Genomic DNA, 22,213 nt, shown 5'->3' with positions numbered 1-22,213 from the left:
TATCAATAACTTAATGAATTATGGATAATAGAGAAATTAAAATAAGAGAGCTTGAAGAATCTGATAAATCACAAATGGCAAAACTTGCCAACAATAGTAATATATCAAATAATTTAAGAGATTATTTCCCTAACCCTTATGATGAAAAGGATGCTACATCCTTTATTGAGATGACAATACAACAGGATCCTGCGGTAAGCTTTGGGATAGAGTTTAGAGGGGAACTTTGCGGAGTTATATCTCTTATGTTACAAAATGATATATATAGAAAATCTGCAGAAATAGGGTATTGGCTGGGAGAACCATATTGGGGTAAAGGAATTACTACAAAAGCCGTAGACCAGATAACCGAATATGGATTTGAAAAATTAAACCTGATTAGAATATATGCAGGAATTATTGAATATAACACTACTTCGATGAGGGTTCTCGAAAAAAGTGGATTTAAAAAAGAAGGAATATTCCAAAAGGCAATTATTAAGAATGATAAAATTTGGGATGAACATAGGTATTATATCTTAAATAAAAAGATGTAGTAGTATGCTATAACAATAGTAAATAAAGAATAATAATGAGACTTTAGTTTTTAAAAAATGAAAATAATAGAGATAGAACTAAATAAAGAATATCTAATTACTAAACAAAGTAAAGAAGTAAGTTATAGTGATGTTTTTCAATTAAGAACCACATTATTAAATGAAGTGCCTAAACCAAAAGATTGCATGGTGGCATTCTTTAAATCCTTCTCACCGTTTTTTACAAAACTATTACTCTCTAGAGAGAAAATAGCCAAAAAAATGGGACTAAAAACGGCAACTAAACTAACCCATATAGAAAGAGAAGCATATTTGAACGAATTTGAAGGTAATATTGGGGATAGTATTGCAATATTTGATGTACTGGATAAGAATGATATAGAATTATTAACAGGACAAACAGATAAACATTTAGATTTTAAACTATCTTTTATTAGCTATAAAGAGGAGAAAGACACGATAATAGAACTAGCAACTGTGGTGAAAATTCATAATACCTTGGGAAAAATATATTTCTTTTTTGTGAAACCATTTTTCTAAATATTTTATGAAAAAAATATTTAGAAAAATGGAAAAAGAATTGTTGCTTATAGAAAAAAAGAAAGCCCATAAGACAGCATAATGACCTTCTATAACTTTAAAAATTCTTTAAAAATTGGAATATTTAATTAGAAGAGCGTCAATTTTCAATATTATAATTCTAAAAATGTAATATTCCGAAAACCTTTACTATATCTGGCCTAAGCGTTGTTTTGATTTTAATAGGTTAACTGGCAGATAATCAATAAAATAAAAAACCTTTGGTTTATTGATTTCTCTTAGATATATTTGTAGTGTACTAGATGACTAATACACTAACCATGATTCAAATTAAAGACTTACGGTTCTATTACCCAAAAAGCAAAATAATCCTGGATAATATCACTTTAGATTTTATCCCGGGAAACATTTATGGGCTTTTTGGTAAGAATGGTGAAGGAAAGAGTACATTAATGAAGATAATGACTGGATTGTTATTCCCAAAAGCGGGTTATTATCGGGTTTTGGGTGAAAATATTTCAGGAAGAAATGTAAAATGTCTTCAGGATATTTTTATGGTACCAGAAGATTTTGAATTACCAGGACTTAAGATTTCTACTTATGAACAAGTAAATTCTCCTTTTTATCCAGGGTTCTCTCGGGATCAATTTTATAAATTAATAGAAGAATTTAAGCTCTCGGCTGATGAAAATATATCAACTCTTTCTTTTGGTAATAAGAAGAAAGTACTTATTGCATTTGGAATTGCAACAAATACGAAGCTCCTGCTTATGGATGAGCCAACTAATGGGTTGGATATCCCATCAAAAAGTCAATTTAGGAAGATTATGGCTCTGGCGGTTGATGAGGGAAAATGTATTATTATTTCTACCCATCAGGTCCGGGATTTACATAGTTTGATAAATCATGTAGTGATATTGGATCAATCTAAAGTAGCATTTGATCAACCATTGTCTAATGTTTCTGAACATTTATGGTTTGGAAAACCTACACGAGATGCAAAAGAATCTATTATTTATTCTGAAACATCTTTTGGAGGAAAAGCTATGCTTTTTAGACAAGATAGAGATGAGACAGAAGTGGATCTCGAATTATTATTTAATGCCATTTTAAGCGAGTCTAATAGAATTAATAATGCCTTAAATACATTTCATGATGGAGCAATTTAACATTAAGAGAATAGGCAGTTTTATATATAGAGATATCATACTTCTAAAGGGAGCAATACTTACTACTTTATCTGTTGCCAGCGCTATTTTTTTTATTGTCTTTTTGTTTAGTTTACGAGGAGATCATCAGATTTCGAGTGGCGAATTTACGAGCATATTTGGTAAATTTTATGTAGGGCTAGGAGTACTATTCATTTTTTCAACTTTTAAAGAAGCGCATAACCAAAAATCAAACCATTTATATTTTTCATTACCCGTTTCATCTTATGAAAGAATAGCTGCAGCCTGGCTTAGTACTTTTGTGGTATATACTCTTGTATTTTCATTCCTTGGTTTTTTGGTCGGACAAATAACAATTATACTTGGTAGCATGTTTTCTGAAACGAATTTTCACCTGTTGCCTATATTTTCAGAAAGTTACTGGCAACTGGTTAAGGTGTATTTTGTCATACAACCCGTATTTCTTTATGGTGCTATCGCATTTAATAAAAATAGAGTAGGAAAAACATTACTTGTAGTTGTATTATTTGTTTTTGGGCTGGTAGTACTCAATATGATGCTTTTCGGGATGCTCAATTATGGGTATGATGTATTTTCGGGAGAAGGACTAGCTTCAGAAGCATTTGATAAGACAGGACAAGATTTTTCTGGAATGGGAAAAGGATTTTTTATGGGCATTTTTGTGCCATTAATGCTATTGGCAAGTTATTTTAAGATAGTTGAAAAGGAAGTATAAGGATGGATTTTGATGACAGCAAACCTATTTATTTACAAATCGTAGATTTTTTCTATGAGAATATACTTGTAAAAAGATGGCAGGAGGATGAAAGAATACCTTCTGTGAGAGAGATTGCTGTTATGGTAGAGGTAAACCCTAACACTGCGATAAGGGCTTTTACCTATTTGCAGGAACAAGAGGTAATCTATAACAAAAGAGGGATAGGGTATTTTGTTTCAGAAAATGGATACAACAAGGTTCTCGATATTAAAAGAAAAGAATTTATGGAAGAACTTCTTCCGGATATATTTAAAAAAATGGGACTGCTTGATATAAAATTTGAAGAAGTAAAAGACTCATTTAATCAATATCTAAATAATATAGATCATGAAAACAAGTAATTGGATTGTAATAGGTGCATTAGGAGCTGTTATTCTTTTTTTTCTGGCTTTTCAGTTTTCTATACATGATAATGTGAGGAAAGGAGAACTTCGAGAGAATGCAATTCGATATACAGAGAATATGATATCTGAAACAAGAATTGTTTCTGCGTTTAGCAAGATATCGGTTAGTCATGGTATTGAAGTTTTTTTTAAACAAGATAGTATAACTGAAGTAAAAGTAGAAGCCTCAGAAAATTTATTGATACATATCAAAACTGAAGTGAAGGATAAAAAATTAATCATAGAAAAAACAAAGAGAGAGGAAAAAGGAGATACCGTGAGAATATTTGTTTCTAATCATCAATTGGATTCACTACAGGTGAACTCAGAATCATATTTCGAAACAAAAGGAACAGTTTCTGGAAAAGATTTAATACTGGAATTTACAGATGATAGTAATGGAAATCTCGAACTATCATATGAGTCGGTTAAATGCTCTGCTACTCCTGGATCTAATGTAAAATTAAAAGGGAATACGAATGAAATTGATTTCTCTAACTAATCAATAGAGAAGAAAATTAAATTATCATCATCAATCAAAAAACGAATAGTATGGATTTAATCAAAAAAAACAAAATATTAGAAGATTATAAAATCAATGTAAAGCTAAAACTTTCTGCATTGTGGACCTCACTTATAGTATGTTATATTTATGGAGATTTTTTCTCTTTATTCGTACCCGGAGCAATAGAAGATATGATAGCTAAAGTCACCCCTATTGGTGAAACAACTCCTACGATAATTCTGGCTTTTGCAATAAGTATGGCTATTCCTGCAGTGATGATTTCATTGTCTCTATTACTAAAACCAAACATAAATCGCTGGTTAAATATCATTGTTGGTAGCCTTTACACTATTATAATGGCTCTTACGATGATAAACCCTACACCCTGGACAATATACTATATGTTTTTAGGGGTGATAGAAATTGCTCTGAGTTTATTAATCATTCGCTATGCCTTGAAATGGCCTAAGCAGGAAGCTTAGAAACAACATACATAATAAATCACAGTAGCGATATAGTTGTAAAACACACACTTTTTATCCTATAACCTACTATATAAAAGAACAGTATTAAGTATAGATATTACTTTTTACTATGGGAGTTTTGTTTCCAATATTTTCAAAAGGCAATCATCATCAATCAAAAAACGAACACTATGGATTTAATAAAAAACGAAGATTATCATGCACAAAATAGGACTGCAAGAATAGCAGGATTGTTTTATTTAAGCGTTGTACTAACTGGAATCTTTAATCTAGTGTATGTACCTTCAAAACTTATAGTATGGGATGATGCCTCTATTACATTTAACAATATAGTGACATCAGAACTGTTATTTCGAATGGGGATTTTAAGTGGATTGATTAGCTATGTATGTTATATAATGTTACCGATAGTTTTATACAAATTGCTTAAACCAGTTCATAAAAATTCTGCAATATTAATGGTAGTATTTGCAATCATTAGTGTTCCTATTTCTTATTTGAATATACAAAACAAAGTTGATGTTCTTTCTTTAATTGGTAATGCAGAATATCTTAAAGTGTATACTACAGAACAGTTACAGGCACAGGTAATGTTACTTTTGGAATCTTATCATAATGGAATTCTTATTGTTGAGGTATTTTGGGGACTTTGGCTCTTTCCTTTTGGATATTTGGTTTTTAAATCAGGTTTTCTTCCTAAAGTATTAGGCATTTTGTTGATGGTTGGTTGTTTTAGCTATTTGATAGCGGTATGCGGAGGACTGCTTTTTCCTAATTATGAAATCCCCTCCTTTGTTATGCTCCCTGCGAGTATAGGGGAAATAGGTACTTGCCTATGGTTATTAATTATGGGGATAAAAAAGGGCAAATGAACTCATATGTCTAACAACTAAGACATATATCTATCCGGATAAAATATCGAAATAAAATGTTTAAAACCTAAACATTTTAAATTTTAAGAAATCATCAATCATCATCAATCAAAAAACGAACAATTATGAAATCAAAACACGATGTCACAAACACGTTAGAAAACAATTCTGTAAAAACTAAAAAAGTACCAAAGTTCTATTTGTATGCTATGAGAGCTATTTACCTCCTTACCTTTTTAACTTTGGGGCATAGTACATGGTCAGAAATTATCAACCCTAGCGAAGTTTGGGGCCCTTATGATGGAGTTACCTATAGTTTCTGGGCCGCATATGCTACTTTAATGGGCTTAGGAATACGATATCCATTAAAAATGTTGCCTTTGCTTTTACTGCAATTATTTTATAAGTCGGTATGGGCCATAGGTATTGCATATCCTTTATGGTCTTCTGGTCAATTAGATTCGACCTCAGAAGAATTTCTTAAACCATTTCTTATGGCAATTCCTATTGACCTTATTGTTATTCCGTGGGGATACGTCTTTAAAAACTACATAAAGGAACTTTTTAGATTTAGGTAATCTATATCGAACTTATTTTTATTAGAAGTTAAAAATTTGACATTTATCATCAATCATCATCAATCAGAAAACGAATAGTTATGAAATCAAATGAAAAAAAGAAGTTAGAAATTCGAATCTATTTTACTGGTATAATAACTCTATTGGTAGGAACACATCTAATTTGGGACTATTACCATGAAGGTGTGCCAACCCACCATATTCTCCATCGCGAAGATTTACCTGGGATATCAAATTGGTGGGGTGTAATTGTCCTCCCATTACTTACTTGGTATTTACTATATCGCATCCATCAAAGATTAGTTAATAAAGAGAGATTGGGATTACCTCAAAATATGACCAGAATCATATATAGATTTATTGGAGCTCTTTCATTTGGGATATTGATCTCTTTCTTTTTTACTATTGGTTCGGATTTTCCAGGATATATGATGATTGGATTATGTCTAGTTTCATTTTTTGTTCCACTATACAGGTCAGAGCATTTACTGGGTTTTGTTATTGGAATGACATATACGTTTGGAGTAATTTTGCCAACAGGAATCGGGGTTTTATTGACTATTATATTTATAATTACTTACAAAATAGTGAGGACAGGTATGTTATATCTTATCTCAAAAAAGTAAGAACAAGCTAACTTTAATGAAAAAGGAATAGATTAAGAAATTGATCAGACAAATACAGTTAATACTACTCTTGTTGGCAATTTTTGACTACAGTACAAGAATGATTTTATTCCTTACAATAAGCTCTAATCAATTATTTCTAACAGTACAAGTTTAGTATTAAAAAACTCAATTCGATTACAATTATTTACGAGCTAGTCTAATAATGACTAGTTGTATAATAAGAAAATGTAAAGAATAAATGACTGCTTTTCTATAATCAAAGAAAGCCTTTCATATTAATTTTTTTTTAAAATAAGTATTAATCATATCATCATCAATCAAAAAACGAATAAAATGAAATCAGAAAATAGTAGTGCCAGTATAGCACAACCTAAAACTGTAAAAGCAGATAAAGCTTTGGGTGCGGCGGTAACGTTTTGGTTCCTTGTGGCTGTTATTGGTCAATGGATCTTTGCATATTATGTAACTTTTTTTTATGGTAGTTCTGCAATAAATGGAGATTTCGAGAAATGGAATGAAGTTCTTCCACATGGATATATTCCCGGAGAAACCATGGGTAATTTAGCTGTTGCATTACATATTGTATTAGCAATCATTATCATGGTAGGTGGGCCACTCCAATTTATTCCCCAAATTCGTATCCATGCTCGTGCTTTTCATCGATGGAATGGCCGTATATATATCTTCACTGCATTATTGATTAGTGTTGATGGGCTTTATATGATTTGGACTCGCGGTAATATAGGCGGGCTTGTTGGTCAGGTAAGTGTTAGTATTAATGCTTTTTTGATTATGTTTTTTGCTATTATGTCTTGGCGCACAGCCGTTGCTCGTGATTTTAATACCCACAGACGATGGGCACTTAGGTTGTTTTTGGTATCTAATGGTGTCTGGTTTTTTCGTATCGGATTAATGTTTTGGCTTTTTATTAATGGCGGCCCAGTTGGTTTTGATCCAGAGACGTTTCAGGGACCGTTTCTCGTATTCCTAGGGTTTGGTCAATTTCTAGTGCCACTAGCCATTCTAGAACTCTATCTTCAAGCACAAGATCGAAGTGGTACTACGGGTAAGTTTGCTATGACGACCCTTCTTTTTTTTCTGACCATCATAACCGGTATTGGAATTTTTGCTGCAACCATGAGCATGTGGCTTCCCCGCATTTAAGATATGTCTGTAATCCACTAATCGATATTTAGAAATGAAGAATATGATAATTGATAATCAAAAAATCAACAGAAAAACCGAACTGGAAAAAGTGTGCGATAAACTCTATAAAGTTGAGAAGACCAAAAACTATAAAGAATTCTATGCATTTATAAAAACAACAAGGCTACCCTTTATTCCTTGTCATGAGAAAAATACAGAAACAGTTTATCAAGAATGTTTCAGAATTTTGCACAGGATTGGCGAAATATCAATTCCTGTGTCTGTTGCTTTATCTATGCATTATTATATTCTGGCATCATTATCTTCTTTCCCTTTTCCAAAGAAAAGTATACAATATTGGAAAAGAGAAGTTTTACTAAAAAAGATAGAAAAAGAACAAATATTGATTGCCAATACCGGGTCGGTACGAACTTTTAAAGAGGTTTCTGGTAACAAAGATATAGTGGCGCAAAAAGAAAGAAATTTTTATATAATAAATGGTCGGGCCCCATATATGTCATTATCTGGTGTAGCCGATTATTTAGTATTCACAGCAACATTAACTAATGAGACTAAGGCAGTATTTTTTCTGCCTGCAAATGATGATAAAATTGAATTTGAAGATGCTGTATTTGGAGATACAATGAAAGGCTCGTTTACAAAATCAGTTACGTTCAAAAATTTAGTAGTGAGTAGCACTAATGTTATTAAATTGGATACTACAAATGAAGATGGATGTGAGCTTTTAATTTATCAAAGATCATGGTTCCAGGCACTGGTACCTGGTTCTTATTTAGGAGCAGCGTTCTGCGTGATTTTGCATTTAAAAGCGTTTAGTCAAAAAAAAATCAAGAATGATAAAAAGTTATCCGAGTCAGAAAACTTCCTTGATAGCCTTGGGGAGTTAATGATAAAATATAAAACTGGATACATGCTATGCGAGAATGCGGGAACTATAATAGCAAATTTTGAAAAAGGAAATAAGACATCATTAGAAAAAATATTTGAAGCCTCTGTAGTAGCAAAGTATTTTTCGACACATTTTTCTGAAGAAATTATTAATAAAACTAGATACGTAATGGGATCAAAATTTTTATCTCCTAATTCCTTAACAAATAAAATTTATAAAGAGATAGTATATGGAGTTTTACAACCTATGACTGATATAGATATAAAGGAACATTTTAGTAAATCAGTAATGAAGAATAAGAGCTATGATTTTTTATAATATTCGATTTAATAAGAATGAGGGTGGTAAAGTAGAAAGTTTAACTCTTATTGATAATGGAGAAGAAGTACAATCAAAACGGTTGTAAAGGTCTTTTAACTTCTACAGAATGAGAATTTTGAGAGGATATTATACAAAACAAAAACATCCCGATTAATTCGGGATGTTTTTGTTTTTTGACTATTGTGATAATACAATAGGAATTATTTTTTTTCTTCTGCCTGACCTGGGATACTAGCTAATTCTATCTCGAAAATAAGATCAGTATTTGGTGGAATCCCTCTATTCCCTCTTTCTCCATAAGCAAGATGAGAAGGAATAAAAATGATAGCTTTAGAACCTACATTTTTTAATTGTAATATACCTTCTTTAAAGCCGGCAATCATTTTTGCTTCAGCAGAATATGGCATTTGTGCAGGGGCATACCCTCTTGGATCATCAGCTCTACGCTGATTAAAAACTCCTAGTTCTTTTGCTTTTTCAGCAATATTAGTGTCAAAGACTCTTCCATCTGTGAAATACCCTGCATAATTTATACCTACAGTTTCTCCCGGCTTGGGTTGTGGTCCATCTCCCTGATTTACATGTATAATTTCAAGACCACTTTCTAATTTTGTTGCTGTACCTTTCTGTTCATTAAACTTTGCAGCAATAGCTTCATTACGCTCTTTTGCTAATCGTTCTTTTTCAGCCTTTTCTTCTTCAACAGCTTTTATCTTGTCTGTAAAGGCAGTTTCTGTATTAAAAGCTTTAGCTTCAGAACCTTTGCGAATGATATTAACTTCCATCATTTTTATCTCTGCTTCTGGTTTGTCTCCAGGAACCGTTTTTGTAACACCAATACTATCAATAATGTCTTGTCCTAAAACGATTTCTCCAAAAACAGTATGTTTTCCATTTAACCATGGAGTTTCTTTTAGCGTAATAAAAAACTGACTACCATTGGTATTTGGGCCAGAATTTGCCATTGATAAGATTCCTTTTGATTTATGAGAAAGTGAATCCACAATCTCATCCGGAAATTTATATCCTGGATCTCCTGTTCCTGTTCCTAAAGGATCTCCGGTTTGGATCATAAAATCTTTGATTATTCTGTGAAATATAATTCCATTATAATATTTTTTTCCTTTGTAAGTACTATCAACCATAGTATTGGTACCTTCTGCCAGAGAAACAAAGTTGGCAACCGTCATAGGCGTAAGATCATAGTGTAATTTTGCTACTGCTGTTCCTTTATTTGTAACGATTTCGGCATAAATACCTTCTTGTAAATCTGGATATTTTTCATTACAACTGTTGAATGCTAATGCAATAATAGCTAAGAATAATAAATTTAATTTTTTCATTTTTGTTGGTAATTAATTTTCTGTTGTTGATTCTTTTGTAATTGTGTTAAGTGTTACTTCTGCTATTAACGGAATATTTGTGCCAATCTTATTATCATCACCATAATATCCATATGCTTGGTAAGAAGGAAACAGAAATGTCACCATTTCACCTTGTTTCATAAGCTTTAATCCTTCTCTAAGACCTAAAAAAAGTTCTTCTTTATCAATACGGTATGTAATTGTGTTTAATTCTTGTTCTGAATAAATTACAGTGCCGCCTAAATCTTTTACATTATAATCGAAGGTTACAATATCTCCAAATTGCGGTGTGATAGTAGATACGGTATCTTTTTTAGTGTAGAAATACCAGAATCCTGTTTCTGAGGTTATATAATTATTAGTAGAGTCTTCATTAATAATTTTTTGAATTCTAGCCTCTTCTCTTGCTGCAAGTTCTTTATTGCGATTAATAGATTCACTAATAAAAGAACCAGATTTTATACTTATTGGTCTTCGGGCTTCAGGTGTTTTACAAGAAGAAAATAAAAAAAGAAGACAGAGCGTGTGAAGGGCTAATCTCATTGATTCAGGACTTTTTTATAAGTTGGTAAGATACTAATAAATTTTTCAACGGTATTAGATAATGATAGATTACTTCTCCCACCTGCAGCATTGTTATGGCCTCCTCCTTCAAAATGATTTCTTGAGAATTCGTTTACCGAAAAATCACCCTTAGAGCGTAAGGAGATTTTAATAATTTCTTCTCCTTTGTTTTCTATAAAAATAACAGCAAATTTGATTCCTTTTATAGAAAGCCCAAAATTAACAAAGCCTTCAGTATCTCCTTTTTTGAAACCATGTTGATCCAGTTCTTTTTGAGATAAAGTAATGTATGCTGTTTTGTATTCTGGTAGTACTCTTAGATTATTTAAAGCAATACCTTTTAATTGAATTTTGGATAGTGTATTAGTATCATAAATGCTTTCATGGATTCTAGTATTATCAGCTCCTCGATCGATTAGATCTGCTATTACTTTATGAGTAGTACTTGTTGTAGATCTATATCTAAAAGATCCGGTATCTGTCATTATTCCAACATAAATACAGGTTGCGGCCTCTGGGGTGATTTTATCCAGATCATTCAGTTTTTCTATGAAATGATATATCATCTGGCAGGTAGAGCTCATACCAGGATCACTATAAGTTACTTCTGCGTAATCATCGGGTTGTTGGTGATGATCAATCATAATAAAGGTAGCTTTGGCTTTTGCTAAAATATTCTCCATATCACCACTTCTAGAAAAGTGATTAAAATCTAAAGTGAAAATAAGATCCGCTTTTTCGATTTTGGATAACGCAGTTTTAATATCACTATCATACTTAAGAATAGTATCTTCACCAGGCATCCACTTTAAAAAAAGAGGATAATCATTTGGTGTAATAACCGTAACATCATGTCCAAAAGAAATAAGATAGTGATATAATGCCAAACTAGAACCTATAGCATCACCATCAGGATTTTTATGGGTTACAATTACAATATTTTTTGTAGAAGAAAGAAGTCTTCTTACCTTGTTTGTTTCATTAGTATTCATAGGTCAGCGAAGATACAATAAATAATATTTTAGTAATATTAGAACAATTAATTTTGTTGAGTCATTAAATTTAAGAATCATGAGATATATTGATAGTTTTCTAGTTATGTTCTTTTGTGTAATTCAATTCACTTTTTCACAAGATAAAGCGGCATCATCTTCAGATTTTGTTATAGCATTCGGAAGTTGCAATAAGCAGAACAGCCCTCAGCCTTTTTGGAATGAAATCTTAAAAAACACTCCTAATCTATTTATTTGGGGAGGAGATAATATCTATGCAGATTCTGATGATATGTCCAAAATAGAAAGTGATTATACGATACAAAATAGTAATCCGGATTATCAAAAATTAAAGAAAGTAGTTCCTGTAATGGCTACCTGGGATGATCATGATTATGGTAAAAATGATGCAGGAGTAGAGTGGAATAAAAAAGAAGAGAGCCAGCAGTTATTTCTAGATTTTTTAGAAGTAGGAAAGGATGATCCTCTAAGAGTTCAGGATGGGATTTATACATCAAGAGTTTTTGAAATTGAAAAAGGAAGCATAAAAGTGATCGTTTTGGATACCCGATATTTTAGATCTGCTTTAAGAAAGAGCACAGAAGAAGGAAGACGGTATGAACCATATGAAAATAATGAAGGAACTGTATTAGGAGAAGCGCAATGGAAATGGTTCGAAAAAGAGCTGGCATCCAATTATTCTGATTTTGTTCTTATTGTGAGTAGTATTCAATTTTTGTCATCAGAACATGGTTTTGAAACTTGGGGGAATTTTCCTCACGAAGTAAAACGGTTAAATGATATGCTAATAAATAATGGAGTAAGAAATGCTATAATGCTTAGTGGAGATCGGCATATTTCTGAATTTTCTATGAATAAGGTAAAAGGGCTTAAGTATCCATTAATTGATTTTACATCTAGTGGTTTAACACATTCATATGCCGCATATAAAGGAGAATCTAATAAGTACAGAATCGGTCGGGTAATCTCAACTCCAAGTTTTGGAGTGCTAAAATTTGATCTTGATTCTTATACCGTAACTATGCAGATTCGAGGTAAAAATAATATTGTATTACAAGAGTATAAACGACAATACCCTAAAAAATAGATTTGGAGATCTAGTTATTGAATGTACTTTTCTTTACCTATAAAAGGAAGAATAAATCTATTCGGATGTAAATAATTGATTCTTAATAATACTCATTTCATATAATAATTCTTGTTTTTGATGCTTTTATATATATTTTTGCACAAAAATTTTAAAAATCGGGTTTTATATACCTAAGTAATAATTTGAAATACTTCTGGTTATAAGAGGTGTTAGATAACAAAAACATACAATGGCAACAAACAGAACTTTTACAATGCTTAAACCGGATGCGGTAAGAAAAGGATACATTGGAGGAATTATTGAGCAAATTACTGCTTCAGGGTTTAGAATTGTAGCAATGAAATTAACTCAACTTACTACAGATGATGCTGCAGCATTTTATGCAGTTCATAAAGAGCGTCCTTTTTACGGAGAATTAGTAGAGTATATGACAAGTGGTCCAATTGTAGCGGCTATTTTAGAAAAGGAAAATGCTGTAGAAGATTTCAGAACCTTAATAGGTGCAACAAATCCTGAAGAAGCTGCAGAAGGAACTATTCGTAAAAAGTATGCTACTTCTATTAGTGAAAACGCTGTTCATGGTAGTGATAGTGATGAAAATGCTGCTATTGAAGGAGCTTTTCATTTTTCTGGAAGAGAGCAGTTCTAAAAAGATATATTTCTTATTACAAAAAAAGCTGTCTGTATATACATATACAGACAGCTTTTTTGTGTTTTATAAATTGATTATACCTTTTCTTTTATTTTTTTAGGAATACCATCTTTATGAAGTAAAATCCCTACGGTTTTCATTCTAAAATATGCTTCAGACATATAAAGATACCCATGTTGAGCTCCTTTAATTCCCCAAGAATTTTTGATCTTATAATACGTCTTTCCTTTTTTATCAATGCCTTTTCCTACTAAATGCATTAAGTGATCATCTGTAGTATTGTACTTTTCGAATTCTTTTTGTCGAGATTCGGGAGTAACTTTTTCTTCTTTGATATATTCTTTAAATGCATCTTTACGTTCTTTCTTATGGGTAAGAATAGCTAAGCCGTTTTTTTGAGAAAATCCTACTTCACTTACATCTCCATCCCAGGCTACAGTATACCCTTCTTTTAAAGCATGATCAACTACCTGTTGTAACTCATCAAGTGGGATATTATGATATATACCATTAGAGAAATTATCTGGTATTTCCAGAATAAAATCACTATTCATTGGATGGTGAGTGAAAGAAGTTAGTGTGATATAGTTATTTGCATCTATCCCAAGTTCTTTGGCAAACTCAATAGGAGTATAGGTTTTGTTATTGTAATTAAAGGTATCAGGTCTTTCTCCAAGATAGATATCTAACATTGCTTCATAACTTTTCCACCAGTTTTGTGAAAGAATTTTGTGTTTCACTGCGTTATCAACCATATTGGTTAACAATTTAATTAGTTCACTGTGATCATGACGATCCGCAATACTTCCGGCAAAACCTGTATAAGTTTCATTAGGAATAATTCCGTGTTTACGAATAGATTTTATAACATCATGCGCAAGTGCTCCTTCACTAAATTGGGCTTTACCTTGTCTTAATATATAATTTCGAGCTTTATCGGTGTATGTATTTCTAACTTGAAATAATTCTGATAAATCATGAACTCCATGCCCCAGACGAGCGATTTCTGATTCGATATATGAGGTGGTAGAAAAACTCCAGCACGTGCCTGTTTTTCCTTGACTAATAACAGGATTACACTTAAGAGATATTTCATCTGTTATGCTATAATCGGGATGTGTTTCTTGTGCATATCCTATAGATAAAAATAGAAACATGCAATTAATAAAAAAGAGTTTTTTCATTTTAGTTATATGATTTGTAGGCAATGAAGGTACAAGAAAATAGATAAATAAGGAAAACTCAACTAAAAAAATAGAGTAGTTATTTACCAAAAAATTCTAAAGCTAATATTAGGAGTAATCCCCAGTGATAATATATCAGAATTGATCAACTGGTTATTAAGAGAATTTGTTGTTCTAAACTCTCGATTTAGTAAATTCTTTTTATTGTATAAATTTAGAACAGAAAGTCCAATTCTGTATTTGATATTGGGATTGTATCCTATTTTAAAATCATAAATAGCAGAGAAATCTAACCTATGATATTCTGGAAGATTATTGCTGTTAATTTCATCAAATTCTAAGATTATGATTTCGCCACTTTCATCTACTCCAGATACATTAGTATAGGCTTTACCTGTATGCCAAATCCACCCCAGAGAGAATTGAAAATTATTAATTTTATAAAATTGAGACCATTTTACTGTATGTTCAATATTCCAATTACCAGGAAAAGATTCATTGTTATTAATATCTTCAAATGTATTACGGGTATTGATATAAGAATAACTAACCCAGGTTTTGTAATTTTTAAACCTTTTTTTTAGAAAAAGATCGACTCCAAAAATTCTACTTTCTCCTACATGGTGAACATTGTCTATAGGGTTAATAAAACCTGCGGTTAATGTGGTAATATCTTCGATTTGTTTATAATACCCATCGATATCCAGGTACCATTTATTTTTTCTAAAACTGCTTCCTAATGTAAATTGATGACTACTAATCACGGGAAATTGCTCATTGTTTGCCAATGTCCAGACTTGATTTTCAAGAGATAAGTCGCTCACGATAGATTCTTGTATCTGGCTGGTTGATTGACTTCTGTATTCTAAGCTAGTATTGATTTCCCAATTTTTGGTAATATATTTTTGAGCAAAAATCCGAGGCTCAATATAAGTTTTGTCAAGCTCTGCATAAAAATTGAAACGTAATCCAGCAGAAACATAAAAGTTTTTTGGATTATCGAATGTGTATTCTGCATATGCAGCATGTGTATTTAAAAAACGATCATCTTCATCCAGAATTAATTCATAACTAGGAGTAGCAGTAACAAAGGCATATCTGATCGTATTATTAGATAATTGATAACCTCCAGAAATGTTTTGATATTTTGATAGTTCATAATTTAACCCAAGTTCTGCACCATAATCACCAACAGTATTTTTTTTACTTTCGATTTCGGTTATTGTTCCTAAGTTTCGGGTAATAAACTGATAATTTAAAAGGTATTTGGTGTAATACCCACTTACTTTGGTATTAAAAGTTTTACTGTATGTGTGACTCCATTTAAAGTTATACCCTTCATTTTCTGTAGTAAGGTCATCATTAAAGGAGTCGACAGCGTCACTTCTTCTAAAATCTAAGTCATTTTTACTATAAATTGTATTAATTTCAATTTTGTCACCATCTGAAGGTTGTAGAATTAAATTTGCATTATAATCTATATAGAAAAAATCATTATTTTCATTGTTAAGAGCAACAGTTTCGGCAATTTTAGTATTCTGAAAAACGCGATCAGAGAGTTGTTTATAAGTAAATGTTTCTAAAACATCGGTATATGATCTTCTTCCTGATACCTGAAGTGATACTTTATCTCGTATGATAGGAATATGCGCTACTATATCTGCATTGATCATATTAAAGCCGGCCCCTCCAGAAAAACGTTCTGCAATTTGGTTTTCGGATTTAATATCTACAACTCCTGCAATTCTATCTCCATACTTGGCACTAACTCCACTTTTAGAAAAATTTACCTCTTTAGCTACATATGGGTTAAACGCAGATAGCATACCAAATAAATGCCCCTGATGATAGGTTTTTATACCATTCCATAGTACTAGATTTTGATTAGGAGAACTTCCTCTTACAAATAACCCAGAAGCAGTCTCAAAAGGATTGTTAACACCAGGAGTGAGTTGTATAGTTTGTAAAATATCTGGCTCTGTACGTCCAGGAAGAATTTCTACATTATTTAAATCAATATGAATAACTTCTTTGTTTTGGGTAATTCCCTTAGCCAAATATTCCTGAATAAAAACTTCATCCAGAATTTCTTCATGTGCATTGGTAAGGTATATTTTAATACACTCGTCGGTTAAAAACGATTTAGAATTCAGAACTCTTTGACGAAACCCCGGAGCACTAATTAAAATAACCGAGTTGTATGGTACCTGATTACTTTCAAAATATCCCTTGTTGTCTGTGGTTACATTGCTACGATTAGCTTTAAAAAAAACTCCTATGTCCTTAAGAGGCTTTTGCTCTTCGTCTAGAATATATCCACAAACAGAAATAGTATCTCTTTTATTTAAAACACTAATGGTTACAAAGTTTTTTCCAGTGATTTTAAATTGTAATTTCGTTTGTTGTTGTAATTTTTTAATTAAATCTTGTAGGGAGAGTTGGGGATTTAGGATTATAGAAATATTTTTATCCTTTATAAAAGTATCGATGTAAGAAAACTTAAGGCTATAAAATTCCTCGATTATAGGAATTATTTCTGGTAGCGGTCTATTATTGATAGTAATGACTTTTGCTTCTTCTTGAGAAGAAACAGATATGCTACATAAAAAAATACATACACATAGAAGTCTTATCATTCTATTACTTTTCTAATACCACAGTCTTGCCATCTTTCGATAAGCTATACTTCATGCCTAAGGTACTAAAAACTGTTCTAAGAGCAACTTCCTTATTATTATTTGGGAAAGTCCCTGTGTATATAGTTTCGAGATTTATCTCTGTTGTTTTAATTTTTAAATCATATTGTTCTTCAAGCTCATTAAACACATATTTGATAGGTATGCTTCTAAACGAACTTGTATTGCTAAGCCAGGATGGTTCCCGAGTGTCGAAAGTCCAATTTTCTGGAACAGTATTTTCTAGATTTCTATACCCTTTTCCTGCTGTTAGAATTTCTTTATTTTCCTTATTGGCAACACTAACTTTACCTTCAAAACAAGTAACTTCAAAAAAAGTATTTTGAGATTGCACATTAAATTGGGTTCCTAGTACAGAAACCTCACCGTTTTTGGTAGTAACAGTAAATTTACTTCCTTTTTTTACTTTAAAAAATGCTTCCCCTTCTAATGTTACCATTCTATTTTCTTTCCAATTCTCTTTGTCAAAACTTGCAATAGATTTAGCATTTAAGATCATTTCTGATCCATCTGGTAATAGTACGGATAATTGTTCTCCAAAATTAGTGTTGAAAGATTCATTGGGATTAAATAAAAAGATTCCCAGAATAATTGCAATCGAAGCTGCAACTGCAATATAGGGCCATAATCTTATAACCGAATTAGAATTTTCTTTTGCTGTATAACCTGATTTGGATTTTATAGTAGAGAGCTCTTTTTCTACATCATAATCTTTTAGGTCCAAAGCATCAGCACCAGCCATTATTTTTACATAATACTCATATTCAGGATGAGACTTAAACTCACGAAGTTCCTCCTCAGAAAGCTCTCCGCTAATCCATCTGGATAAGAATATATCGTCTTTTTTATCGTCTAACATAACTTCGGCATATAATATGTGAACGTTTTATTTTTAAATTACCCTACCCCTTTTTATTAAAAAGTTTTCCAGGTTAATAGGTTTACTCTAAATATTTCCTATTTTTCCTCTTAATGTTAATAATGCTTTATGCATCAATTTTTCTATAGCTTTTACAGAAACATTCGATAGCTCGGCAATTTCTTTATATGTTTTTTTATCTATTCGACTCAGCAGGAACACTTCTCTTTGGCGTTCTGGTAAATCCGCAATTGCGCTTTTTAATTTTTCCATATACTCTTTTTCAAGAGCAATGAATTCTGGTGATTCGTGATTGATATCTGTTTTACGTTGTGTAATATAATCTCTGTATTTAAACCTCACTTTTTGATGTCGTGTAACGCTAATTCCAAGATTGGTAGCAATAGTATAAATATAGCTTTTGGCTTTATCTATCGACACTTTAGAGCAATTGTTCCAGAGTTTAATAAATGCGTCCTGAACAATATCTTCTGCTTGTTCCAGATCTCCAAATTTGTAATAGATATAATTCCTCAAAAGTTTGGAGTTACTTTTGAAAAACTTGTCAAAGACTTGCTCGTTACATGTAGAATTATTGTTGTCAGACATTTAGGGGAATAAAAATATATTTTCAAATCTAGATTTTTTTTTCAAGCTATCAAAGAATAAAAAATGAAAGAAGGGGGGGGTAGGGTAATTTTTTTTTAAATCGTTTCATTTTAAGAGAGGTTTAAAAAGCTTCTGAAGAAAATTTAGTAACCCCTAAAATTATTTACGATGAAAAAACTTGGTATTTGGTATACGTTGATGCTTACGCTTCTATTAGGATTTAGCTCTTGTGAAACTGAAGATTTTAATAATGATCCAGAGGTAAAGATTGCTATAGATAACAAAGATGGAAGTGCGGTTTATAGTTTTGAAGCTAAGACAAGTGGGATTAGCAATGATGCACAGACGATTTGGTCTGTAGATGGAAATGATATAGAAGGCGAAGATGAAGAAAATATTATTAATCAGATTTTGGATTATTTGTTTGAGCCCGGTAAACATACAATTTGTGTAAGAATAATAACCGAGGAAAGAACAATAGAAGCCTGTACTGATATAGAGGTAGAGGTAGACGAAAATAACCCTTGTCCTGATTTGTTTTTTAGAAGTAAACATTACCAGGGGCGATCTACGTATAAATTTTTCGCTGACTTTAGAGGGATTCAAGAAGTATCTTATGGATGGTATATTAATGATAGATTGGTAGAAGATTCTGCACCTGATGAAGATAATTATTTGATTTGGGATTTTAAAGAACCAGGTAGATATGAAGTATGTATCAAAACAGAAACACCAGATTGCCCAGAAGGAGTTTCTTATTGTAAAGTTATAGAGGTTGAAGAATCAGATTTGGTTTGTCCAGAAGTTTCTTTTACAAAGGAAATAGAACCGGGAACCGTGGGCACTTATACTTTTGAAGCAAAAATAGAAGGTACAGACGAAGTAAGTCAAATATTGTGGTATGTTGACGGGAAAGATGTTGAAGCACCAAAAAATGATCCACAGGTAGGAAATAGAACTCTTGTATATCAATTTGATTCTGGAGCTCATGAAGTATGCTTAAAAGTGATTACTCCTGATTGTCCAGAAGGAGTGAAATATTGTAAAGAGATTAGAGTAGGAGATTGCCCAGATCTGTTCTTTGAACCAGAACGAGATGGAGATAAAGCTGCATATCATTTTTATCCTCGTGCATTTGAAGGAATCGATGAGGTTACGCTAGAATGGTTCGTTAACGGAAAATATGTAGGTAAATCACCAGAATTCCCTCACAACAATCCATTTTATTATGAATTTGATGGACCGGGAAGATATGAGGTATGCTTAATGATTGAAACACCAAGTTGTCCGAATGGTATTTCATATTGTAAGATTGTAGAATTTGAGTAATACTACTGATTAGATTATAAAGAACATAAAAGTTAGTTAGGTTAGATTAATTAGGTTGATTCCCTGGAAGCGAGGCCATGCTTTCGGGGAATCTTTATTTATAAGATTACGATGTAATATTATTTTGGTTAATGATTTCTGAAAAGTAAAATTAAATCATAGAATTTAATATAAGGATTGAAAGAAAAAGGCCATCAAATAGGGTGTTTTTTGTAATGACTTATAGGTGATCCTACCTAGAACGAAATCGAAAATCTAGAAATAACAGAAAGAGAATTGTAGAGATCTTTCCAACCCTTATTCTACAAGCCCTGAGGGATATGCGAGATAAATGATTTGTTTTTTTATTTCTTTTATCCAGAAAGCATTCCTTTAGATTTATGGTTAAATGTTTAATAGGATCCTTGACCGAAAGGTAGAAGATTGCTGGATGTATAAGGAAGGAATATTATTTAAAAAACTAAGCATAACATTGGTATAAAAAATAGGGGTGAGATTTTCTATCTCACCCCTATAAACTATATTAATAATTTAGCTAAATATTTGCTAATTCAAATCCCAGAAAAGTTTTGTTTCTGCAAGATCACCACCTATTGTTGTAGAGGCAGCTTGCCAGTTCGTACCATTTAAGGTTTGTTCTATTATAGGATACGTATATCTATTTGGGAAACCAGAAACAGGTTCGGCTGGTGTAGCTAATATTGGAAAATCTAAAAGTCTGATTGAAGTCCAACCTTCTAACCCTCTATTAAATAAAGCTATCCATTTTTGATTACCGATTACTTCTTTCCAAGGAGTAGTTGCTGTACTAGCTGCCAAAGCAGTATCATAGTCCACCGTTGCTTGAGCAAGGTATGTTACTGCATCTGCATTTGATCCTCCCCAGCTTTCTATTGATTCTACTACAGCAATATCATAATGACTTTTTGCTGTACCACCAACTGCAAAAGTTCTTGCAGCAGCTTCAGCTAGTAGAAACTCAACTTCAGCATAATCAAAAATTACACCTGGAGTTGTTGCTGCTTCTACCTGAGCAGATACATGAGAATGTGAAGAATAGTTTGACGTAGCTCCAATACCTCCTCCAACATAAGTACCAGTTCCTGGTACTTCTAAGAAATATAGAGGTCTTCTGGGGTCATTCAATGTATTCATCATATCTACAATCGTAACCGCCGCAACAAAATCATGCCTTCCACTTAAAACTAAATTATCATGAATAGGATTTGTATTTGGTGAAGCTGCTAAGTACGTAAAATTGGCATTATCAGCTCTACTGGTAAATACACCACTTGTAACAGCCGCTTCTACGGTAGTTTTTGCAAATGCATTATCTACATCAGATAATAAGATACCCATTCTAAGTTTTAAAGAAGAAGCAAACTTTTTCCATAGCGATGCATCACCACCATAAATATTATCTGCAACTCCAAAACTTCCTTTGCTTGTATCTAATGCATCAATTGCAACCGTAAGTCTACCAACCAATGCTTTGTATACAGTTTCACCATCATCATATGCAGGCAATAGGTTATCAATATCTAAAGCTTCTGTGTAAGGAACATTTCCAAAAGTTTCTATTAATATGCTATAAGTATAGACAGTTAAGATTTCTATTACTTGAAGCTTATTCGCTTTAACTTCAATATCCGAAGGAAGTGAATATTCTGTGTCTTCTATAATCTTAGCAGCTTCATCCAGGTCTTTTAAGACATCTTTATAAAGAATACTCCAATGTGTAGCAGGAATAGTTCTACTAGTTTGATCATAGTTGCTTTCATCTGTATAGGTTGTTTCTTGTAGATATTGAGCAAAAAGTTTGGTATTGTTGTTATTTACATTTAGATCTACTATTTGATCAACCAGATTCTTCTGTGCACCTGTAAATAAGGTTTCTCCAGGAACAGAAGATGGATCTTTAATATTCTCGTTCAGACTCTCGAGATTATCCGAACAAGAGGCTATAATTACCGCGGTAATTAGGATTAATATTTTTTTCAT

23 protein-coding genes are annotated in these 22,213 nt (G+C 32.0%); 15 read left to right on the top strand and 8 right to left on the bottom strand.

Annotation, left to right across the window (positions count from 1 at the left end):
• Window positions 1-20 precede the first annotated feature (20 nt).
• The 12 genes from Z054_RS0103485 (at window position 21) to Z054_RS0103430 (ending at window position 8,849) form a co-directional block, all read left to right on the top strand.
• Window positions 21-536, top strand: coding sequence for a GNAT family N-acetyltransferase (locus Z054_RS0103485; protein ID WP_024768706.1), 516 nt, complete (start codon window positions 21-23; stop codon window positions 534-536).
• Window positions 537-593: 57 nt separating this feature from the next.
• A complete protein-coding gene (locus tag Z054_RS27820) occupies window positions 594-1,076 on the top strand; it encodes a DUF2867 domain-containing protein (protein ID WP_024768705.1) in 483 nt (160 codons plus the stop codon).
• A gap of 320 nt (window positions 1,077-1,396) precedes the next feature.
• A complete protein-coding gene (locus tag Z054_RS0103475) occupies window positions 1,397-2,245 on the top strand; it encodes an ABC transporter ATP-binding protein (protein WP_024768704.1) in 849 nt (282 codons plus the stop codon).
• Complete coding sequence (locus Z054_RS0103470) at window positions 2,229-2,981, top strand: hypothetical protein (protein WP_152538453.1); 753 nt, start codon at window positions 2,229-2,231, stop codon at window positions 2,979-2,981. Before Z054_RS0103475 ends, Z054_RS0103470 begins: the two co-directional genes overlap by 17 nt.
• 2 nt (window positions 2,982-2,983) lie before the next feature.
• On the top strand, window positions 2,984-3,364 hold the full coding sequence (locus Z054_RS0103465) for a GntR family transcriptional regulator (protein WP_024768702.1): 381 nt from the start codon (window positions 2,984-2,986) through the stop codon (window positions 3,362-3,364).
• Complete coding sequence (locus tag Z054_RS0103460; protein ID WP_024768701.1) at window positions 3,351-3,908, top strand: GIN domain-containing protein; 558 nt, start codon at window positions 3,351-3,353, stop codon at window positions 3,906-3,908. The genes Z054_RS0103465 and Z054_RS0103460 overlap by 14 nt, the downstream gene beginning before the upstream one ends.
• 50 nt (window positions 3,909-3,958) lie before the next feature.
• Window positions 3,959-4,393 (top strand): DUF6326 family protein, encoded by a 435-nt coding sequence (locus Z054_RS0103455; protein WP_024768700.1) that lies wholly within the window; start codon window positions 3,959-3,961, stop codon window positions 4,391-4,393.
• A gap of 173 nt (window positions 4,394-4,566) precedes the next feature.
• A complete protein-coding gene (locus Z054_RS0103450) occupies window positions 4,567-5,268 on the top strand; it encodes a DUF4386 domain-containing protein (RefSeq protein WP_024768699.1) in 702 nt (233 codons plus the stop codon).
• A gap of 125 nt (window positions 5,269-5,393) precedes the next feature.
• Window positions 5,394-5,846 carry a hypothetical protein gene (locus Z054_RS0103445; RefSeq protein WP_152538452.1) on the top strand — a complete coding sequence of 151 codons (453 nt, stop codon included), beginning with the start codon at window positions 5,394-5,396 and terminating at the stop codon, window positions 5,844-5,846.
• Between the two features lie 80 nt (window positions 5,847-5,926).
• Window positions 5,927-6,472, top strand: a complete 546-nt coding sequence (locus Z054_RS0103440; RefSeq protein ID WP_024768697.1) for a hypothetical protein — start codon at window positions 5,927-5,929, stop codon at window positions 6,470-6,472.
• Window positions 6,473-6,808: 336 nt separating this feature from the next.
• Window positions 6,809-7,639 carry a DUF2306 domain-containing protein gene (locus Z054_RS0103435; RefSeq protein WP_024768696.1) on the top strand — a complete coding sequence of 277 codons (831 nt, stop codon included), beginning with the start codon at window positions 6,809-6,811 and terminating at the stop codon, window positions 7,637-7,639.
• 34 nt (window positions 7,640-7,673) lie between these two features.
• Complete coding sequence (locus Z054_RS0103430) at window positions 7,674-8,849, top strand: acyl-CoA dehydrogenase family protein (protein WP_035090472.1); 1,176 nt, start codon at window positions 7,674-7,676, stop codon at window positions 8,847-8,849.
• Between the two features lie 203 nt (window positions 8,850-9,052).
• On the opposite strand, the gene Z054_RS0103420 is transcribed toward Z054_RS0103430, so the two are convergent.
• The 3 genes from Z054_RS0103420 to Z054_RS0103410 are packed head-to-tail and all read right to left on the bottom strand — an operon-like array spanning window position 9,053 to window position 11,772.
• Window positions 9,053-10,195, bottom strand: a complete 1,143-nt coding sequence (locus Z054_RS0103420) for a peptidylprolyl isomerase (RefSeq protein WP_024768694.1) — start codon at window positions 10,193-10,195, stop codon at window positions 9,053-9,055.
• Window positions 10,196-10,207: 12 nt separating this feature from the next.
• Window positions 10,208-10,759 (bottom strand): gliding motility-associated peptidyl-prolyl isomerase GldI, encoded by a 552-nt coding sequence (gldI, locus tag Z054_RS0103415; protein WP_024768693.1) that lies wholly within the window; start codon window positions 10,757-10,759, stop codon window positions 10,208-10,210.
• Complete coding sequence (locus tag Z054_RS0103410; RefSeq protein WP_024768692.1) at window positions 10,756-11,772, bottom strand: DHH family phosphoesterase; 1,017 nt, start codon at window positions 11,770-11,772, stop codon at window positions 10,756-10,758. The genes gldI and Z054_RS0103410 overlap by 4 nt, the downstream gene beginning before the upstream one ends.
• A 79-nt stretch (window positions 11,773-11,851) precedes the next feature.
• Here Z054_RS0103410 and Z054_RS0103405 point away from each other — a divergent pair, with 79 nt between their 5' ends.
• A complete protein-coding gene (locus Z054_RS0103405; RefSeq protein ID WP_024768691.1) occupies window positions 11,852-12,880 on the top strand; it encodes an alkaline phosphatase D family protein in 1,029 nt (342 codons plus the stop codon).
• Window positions 12,881-13,112: 232 nt separating this feature from the next.
• Window positions 13,113-13,532: a nucleoside-diphosphate kinase gene (locus tag Z054_RS0103400; protein ID WP_024768690.1), complete on the top strand. Its 420-nt coding sequence runs from the start codon at window positions 13,113-13,115 to the stop codon at window positions 13,530-13,532.
• Between the two features lie 77 nt (window positions 13,533-13,609).
• On the opposite strand, the gene Z054_RS0103395 is transcribed toward Z054_RS0103400, so the two are convergent.
• From Z054_RS0103395 to Z054_RS0103380, 4 genes are all read right to left on the bottom strand, one after another.
• Window positions 13,610-14,719, bottom strand: coding sequence for a C1 family peptidase (locus tag Z054_RS0103395; RefSeq protein ID WP_024768689.1), 1,110 nt, complete (start codon window positions 14,717-14,719; stop codon window positions 13,610-13,612).
• Window positions 14,720-14,802: 83 nt separating this feature from the next.
• Window positions 14,803-17,355: a TonB-dependent receptor plug domain-containing protein gene (locus tag Z054_RS0103390; RefSeq protein ID WP_024768688.1), complete on the bottom strand. Its 2,553-nt coding sequence runs from the start codon at window positions 17,353-17,355 to the stop codon at window positions 14,803-14,805.
• 4 nt (window positions 17,356-17,359) lie between these two features.
• Window positions 17,360-18,274 (bottom strand): FecR family protein, encoded by a 915-nt coding sequence (locus Z054_RS0103385; protein ID WP_024768687.1) that lies wholly within the window; start codon window positions 18,272-18,274, stop codon window positions 17,360-17,362.
• A gap of 87 nt (window positions 18,275-18,361) precedes the next feature.
• A complete protein-coding gene (locus Z054_RS0103380) occupies window positions 18,362-18,883 on the bottom strand; it encodes an RNA polymerase sigma factor (protein WP_024768686.1) in 522 nt (173 codons plus the stop codon).
• Window positions 18,884-19,051: 168 nt separating this feature from the next.
• On the opposite strand from Z054_RS0103380, the gene Z054_RS0103375 reads away from it, so the two are divergent.
• The gene (locus Z054_RS0103375) at window positions 19,052-20,212 is read left to right on the top strand and encodes a hypothetical protein (RefSeq protein WP_024768685.1); all 1,161 of its coding nucleotides are present in this window, start codon (window positions 19,052-19,054) and stop codon (window positions 20,210-20,212) included.
• A gap of 546 nt (window positions 20,213-20,758) precedes the next feature.
• On the opposite strand, the gene Z054_RS0103370 is transcribed toward Z054_RS0103375, so the two are convergent.
• On the bottom strand, window positions 20,759-22,213 hold the full coding sequence (locus tag Z054_RS0103370; RefSeq protein ID WP_024768684.1) for a SusD/RagB family nutrient-binding outer membrane lipoprotein: 1,455 nt from the start codon (window positions 22,211-22,213) through the stop codon (window positions 20,759-20,761).

Origin of the sequence: Aquimarina macrocephali JAMB N27, assembly GCF_000520995.1 — a bacterium.
In the GTDB taxonomy this organism is placed as follows: domain Bacteria; phylum Bacteroidota; class Bacteroidia; order Flavobacteriales; family Flavobacteriaceae; genus Aquimarina; species Aquimarina macrocephali.
Note: the sequence above shows the minus strand (reverse complement) of the source record. Positions and strands in the feature narration are given on the sequence as shown.

What these genes read in the sequence shown, in the direction of transcription:
- Z054_RS0103485 (WP_024768706.1), top strand. Translation starts at nt 21, where the DNA reads ATGGATAATAGAGAAATTAAAATAAGAGAGCTTGAAGAATCTGATAAA.
- Z054_RS27820 (WP_024768705.1), top strand. Translation starts at nt 594, where the DNA reads ATGAAAATAATAGAGATAGAACTAAATAAAGAATATCTAATTACTAAA.
- Z054_RS0103475 (WP_024768704.1), top strand. Translation starts at nt 1,397, where the DNA reads ATGATTCAAATTAAAGACTTACGGTTCTATTACCCAAAAAGCAAAATA.
- Z054_RS0103470 (WP_152538453.1), top strand. Translation starts at nt 2,229, where the DNA reads ATGATGGAGCAATTTAACATTAAGAGAATAGGCAGTTTTATATATAGA.
- Z054_RS0103465 (WP_024768702.1), top strand. Translation starts at nt 2,984, where the DNA reads ATGGATTTTGATGACAGCAAACCTATTTATTTACAAATCGTAGATTTT.
- Z054_RS0103460 (WP_024768701.1), top strand. Translation starts at nt 3,351, where the DNA reads ATGAAAACAAGTAATTGGATTGTAATAGGTGCATTAGGAGCTGTTATT.
- Z054_RS0103455 (WP_024768700.1), top strand. Translation starts at nt 3,959, where the DNA reads ATGGATTTAATCAAAAAAAACAAAATATTAGAAGATTATAAAATCAAT.
- Z054_RS0103450 (WP_024768699.1), top strand. Translation starts at nt 4,567, where the DNA reads ATGGATTTAATAAAAAACGAAGATTATCATGCACAAAATAGGACTGCA.
- Z054_RS0103445 (WP_152538452.1), top strand. Translation starts at nt 5,394, where the DNA reads ATGAAATCAAAACACGATGTCACAAACACGTTAGAAAACAATTCTGTA.
- Z054_RS0103440 (WP_024768697.1), top strand. Translation starts at nt 5,927, where the DNA reads ATGAAATCAAATGAAAAAAAGAAGTTAGAAATTCGAATCTATTTTACT.
- Z054_RS0103435 (WP_024768696.1), top strand. Translation starts at nt 6,809, where the DNA reads ATGAAATCAGAAAATAGTAGTGCCAGTATAGCACAACCTAAAACTGTA.
- Z054_RS0103430 (WP_035090472.1), top strand. Translation starts at nt 7,674, where the DNA reads ATGAAGAATATGATAATTGATAATCAAAAAATCAACAGAAAAACCGAA.
- Z054_RS0103420 (WP_024768694.1), bottom strand. Translation starts at nt 10,195, where the DNA reads ATGAAAAAATTAAATTTATTATTCTTAGCTATTATTGCATTAGCATTC.
- gldI (WP_024768693.1), bottom strand. Translation starts at nt 10,759, where the DNA reads ATGAGATTAGCCCTTCACACGCTCTGTCTTCTTTTTTTATTTTCTTCT.
- Z054_RS0103410 (WP_024768692.1), bottom strand. Translation starts at nt 11,772, where the DNA reads ATGAATACTAATGAAACAAACAAGGTAAGAAGACTTCTTTCTTCTACA.
- Z054_RS0103405 (WP_024768691.1), top strand. Translation starts at nt 11,852, where the DNA reads ATGAGATATATTGATAGTTTTCTAGTTATGTTCTTTTGTGTAATTCAA.
- Z054_RS0103400 (WP_024768690.1), top strand. Translation starts at nt 13,113, where the DNA reads ATGGCAACAAACAGAACTTTTACAATGCTTAAACCGGATGCGGTAAGA.
- Z054_RS0103395 (WP_024768689.1), bottom strand. Translation starts at nt 14,719, where the DNA reads ATGAAAAAACTCTTTTTTATTAATTGCATGTTTCTATTTTTATCTATA.
- Z054_RS0103390 (WP_024768688.1), bottom strand. Translation starts at nt 17,355, where the DNA reads ATGATAAGACTTCTATGTGTATGTATTTTTTTATGTAGCATATCTGTT.
- Z054_RS0103385 (WP_024768687.1), bottom strand. Translation starts at nt 18,274, where the DNA reads ATGTTAGACGATAAAAAAGACGATATATTCTTATCCAGATGGATTAGC.
- Z054_RS0103380 (WP_024768686.1), bottom strand. Translation starts at nt 18,883, where the DNA reads ATGTCTGACAACAATAATTCTACATGTAACGAGCAAGTCTTTGACAAG.
- Z054_RS0103375 (WP_024768685.1), top strand. Translation starts at nt 19,052, where the DNA reads ATGAAAAAACTTGGTATTTGGTATACGTTGATGCTTACGCTTCTATTA.
- Z054_RS0103370 (WP_024768684.1), bottom strand. Translation starts at nt 22,213, where the DNA reads ATGAAAAAAATATTAATCCTAATTACCGCGGTAATTATAGCCTCTTGT.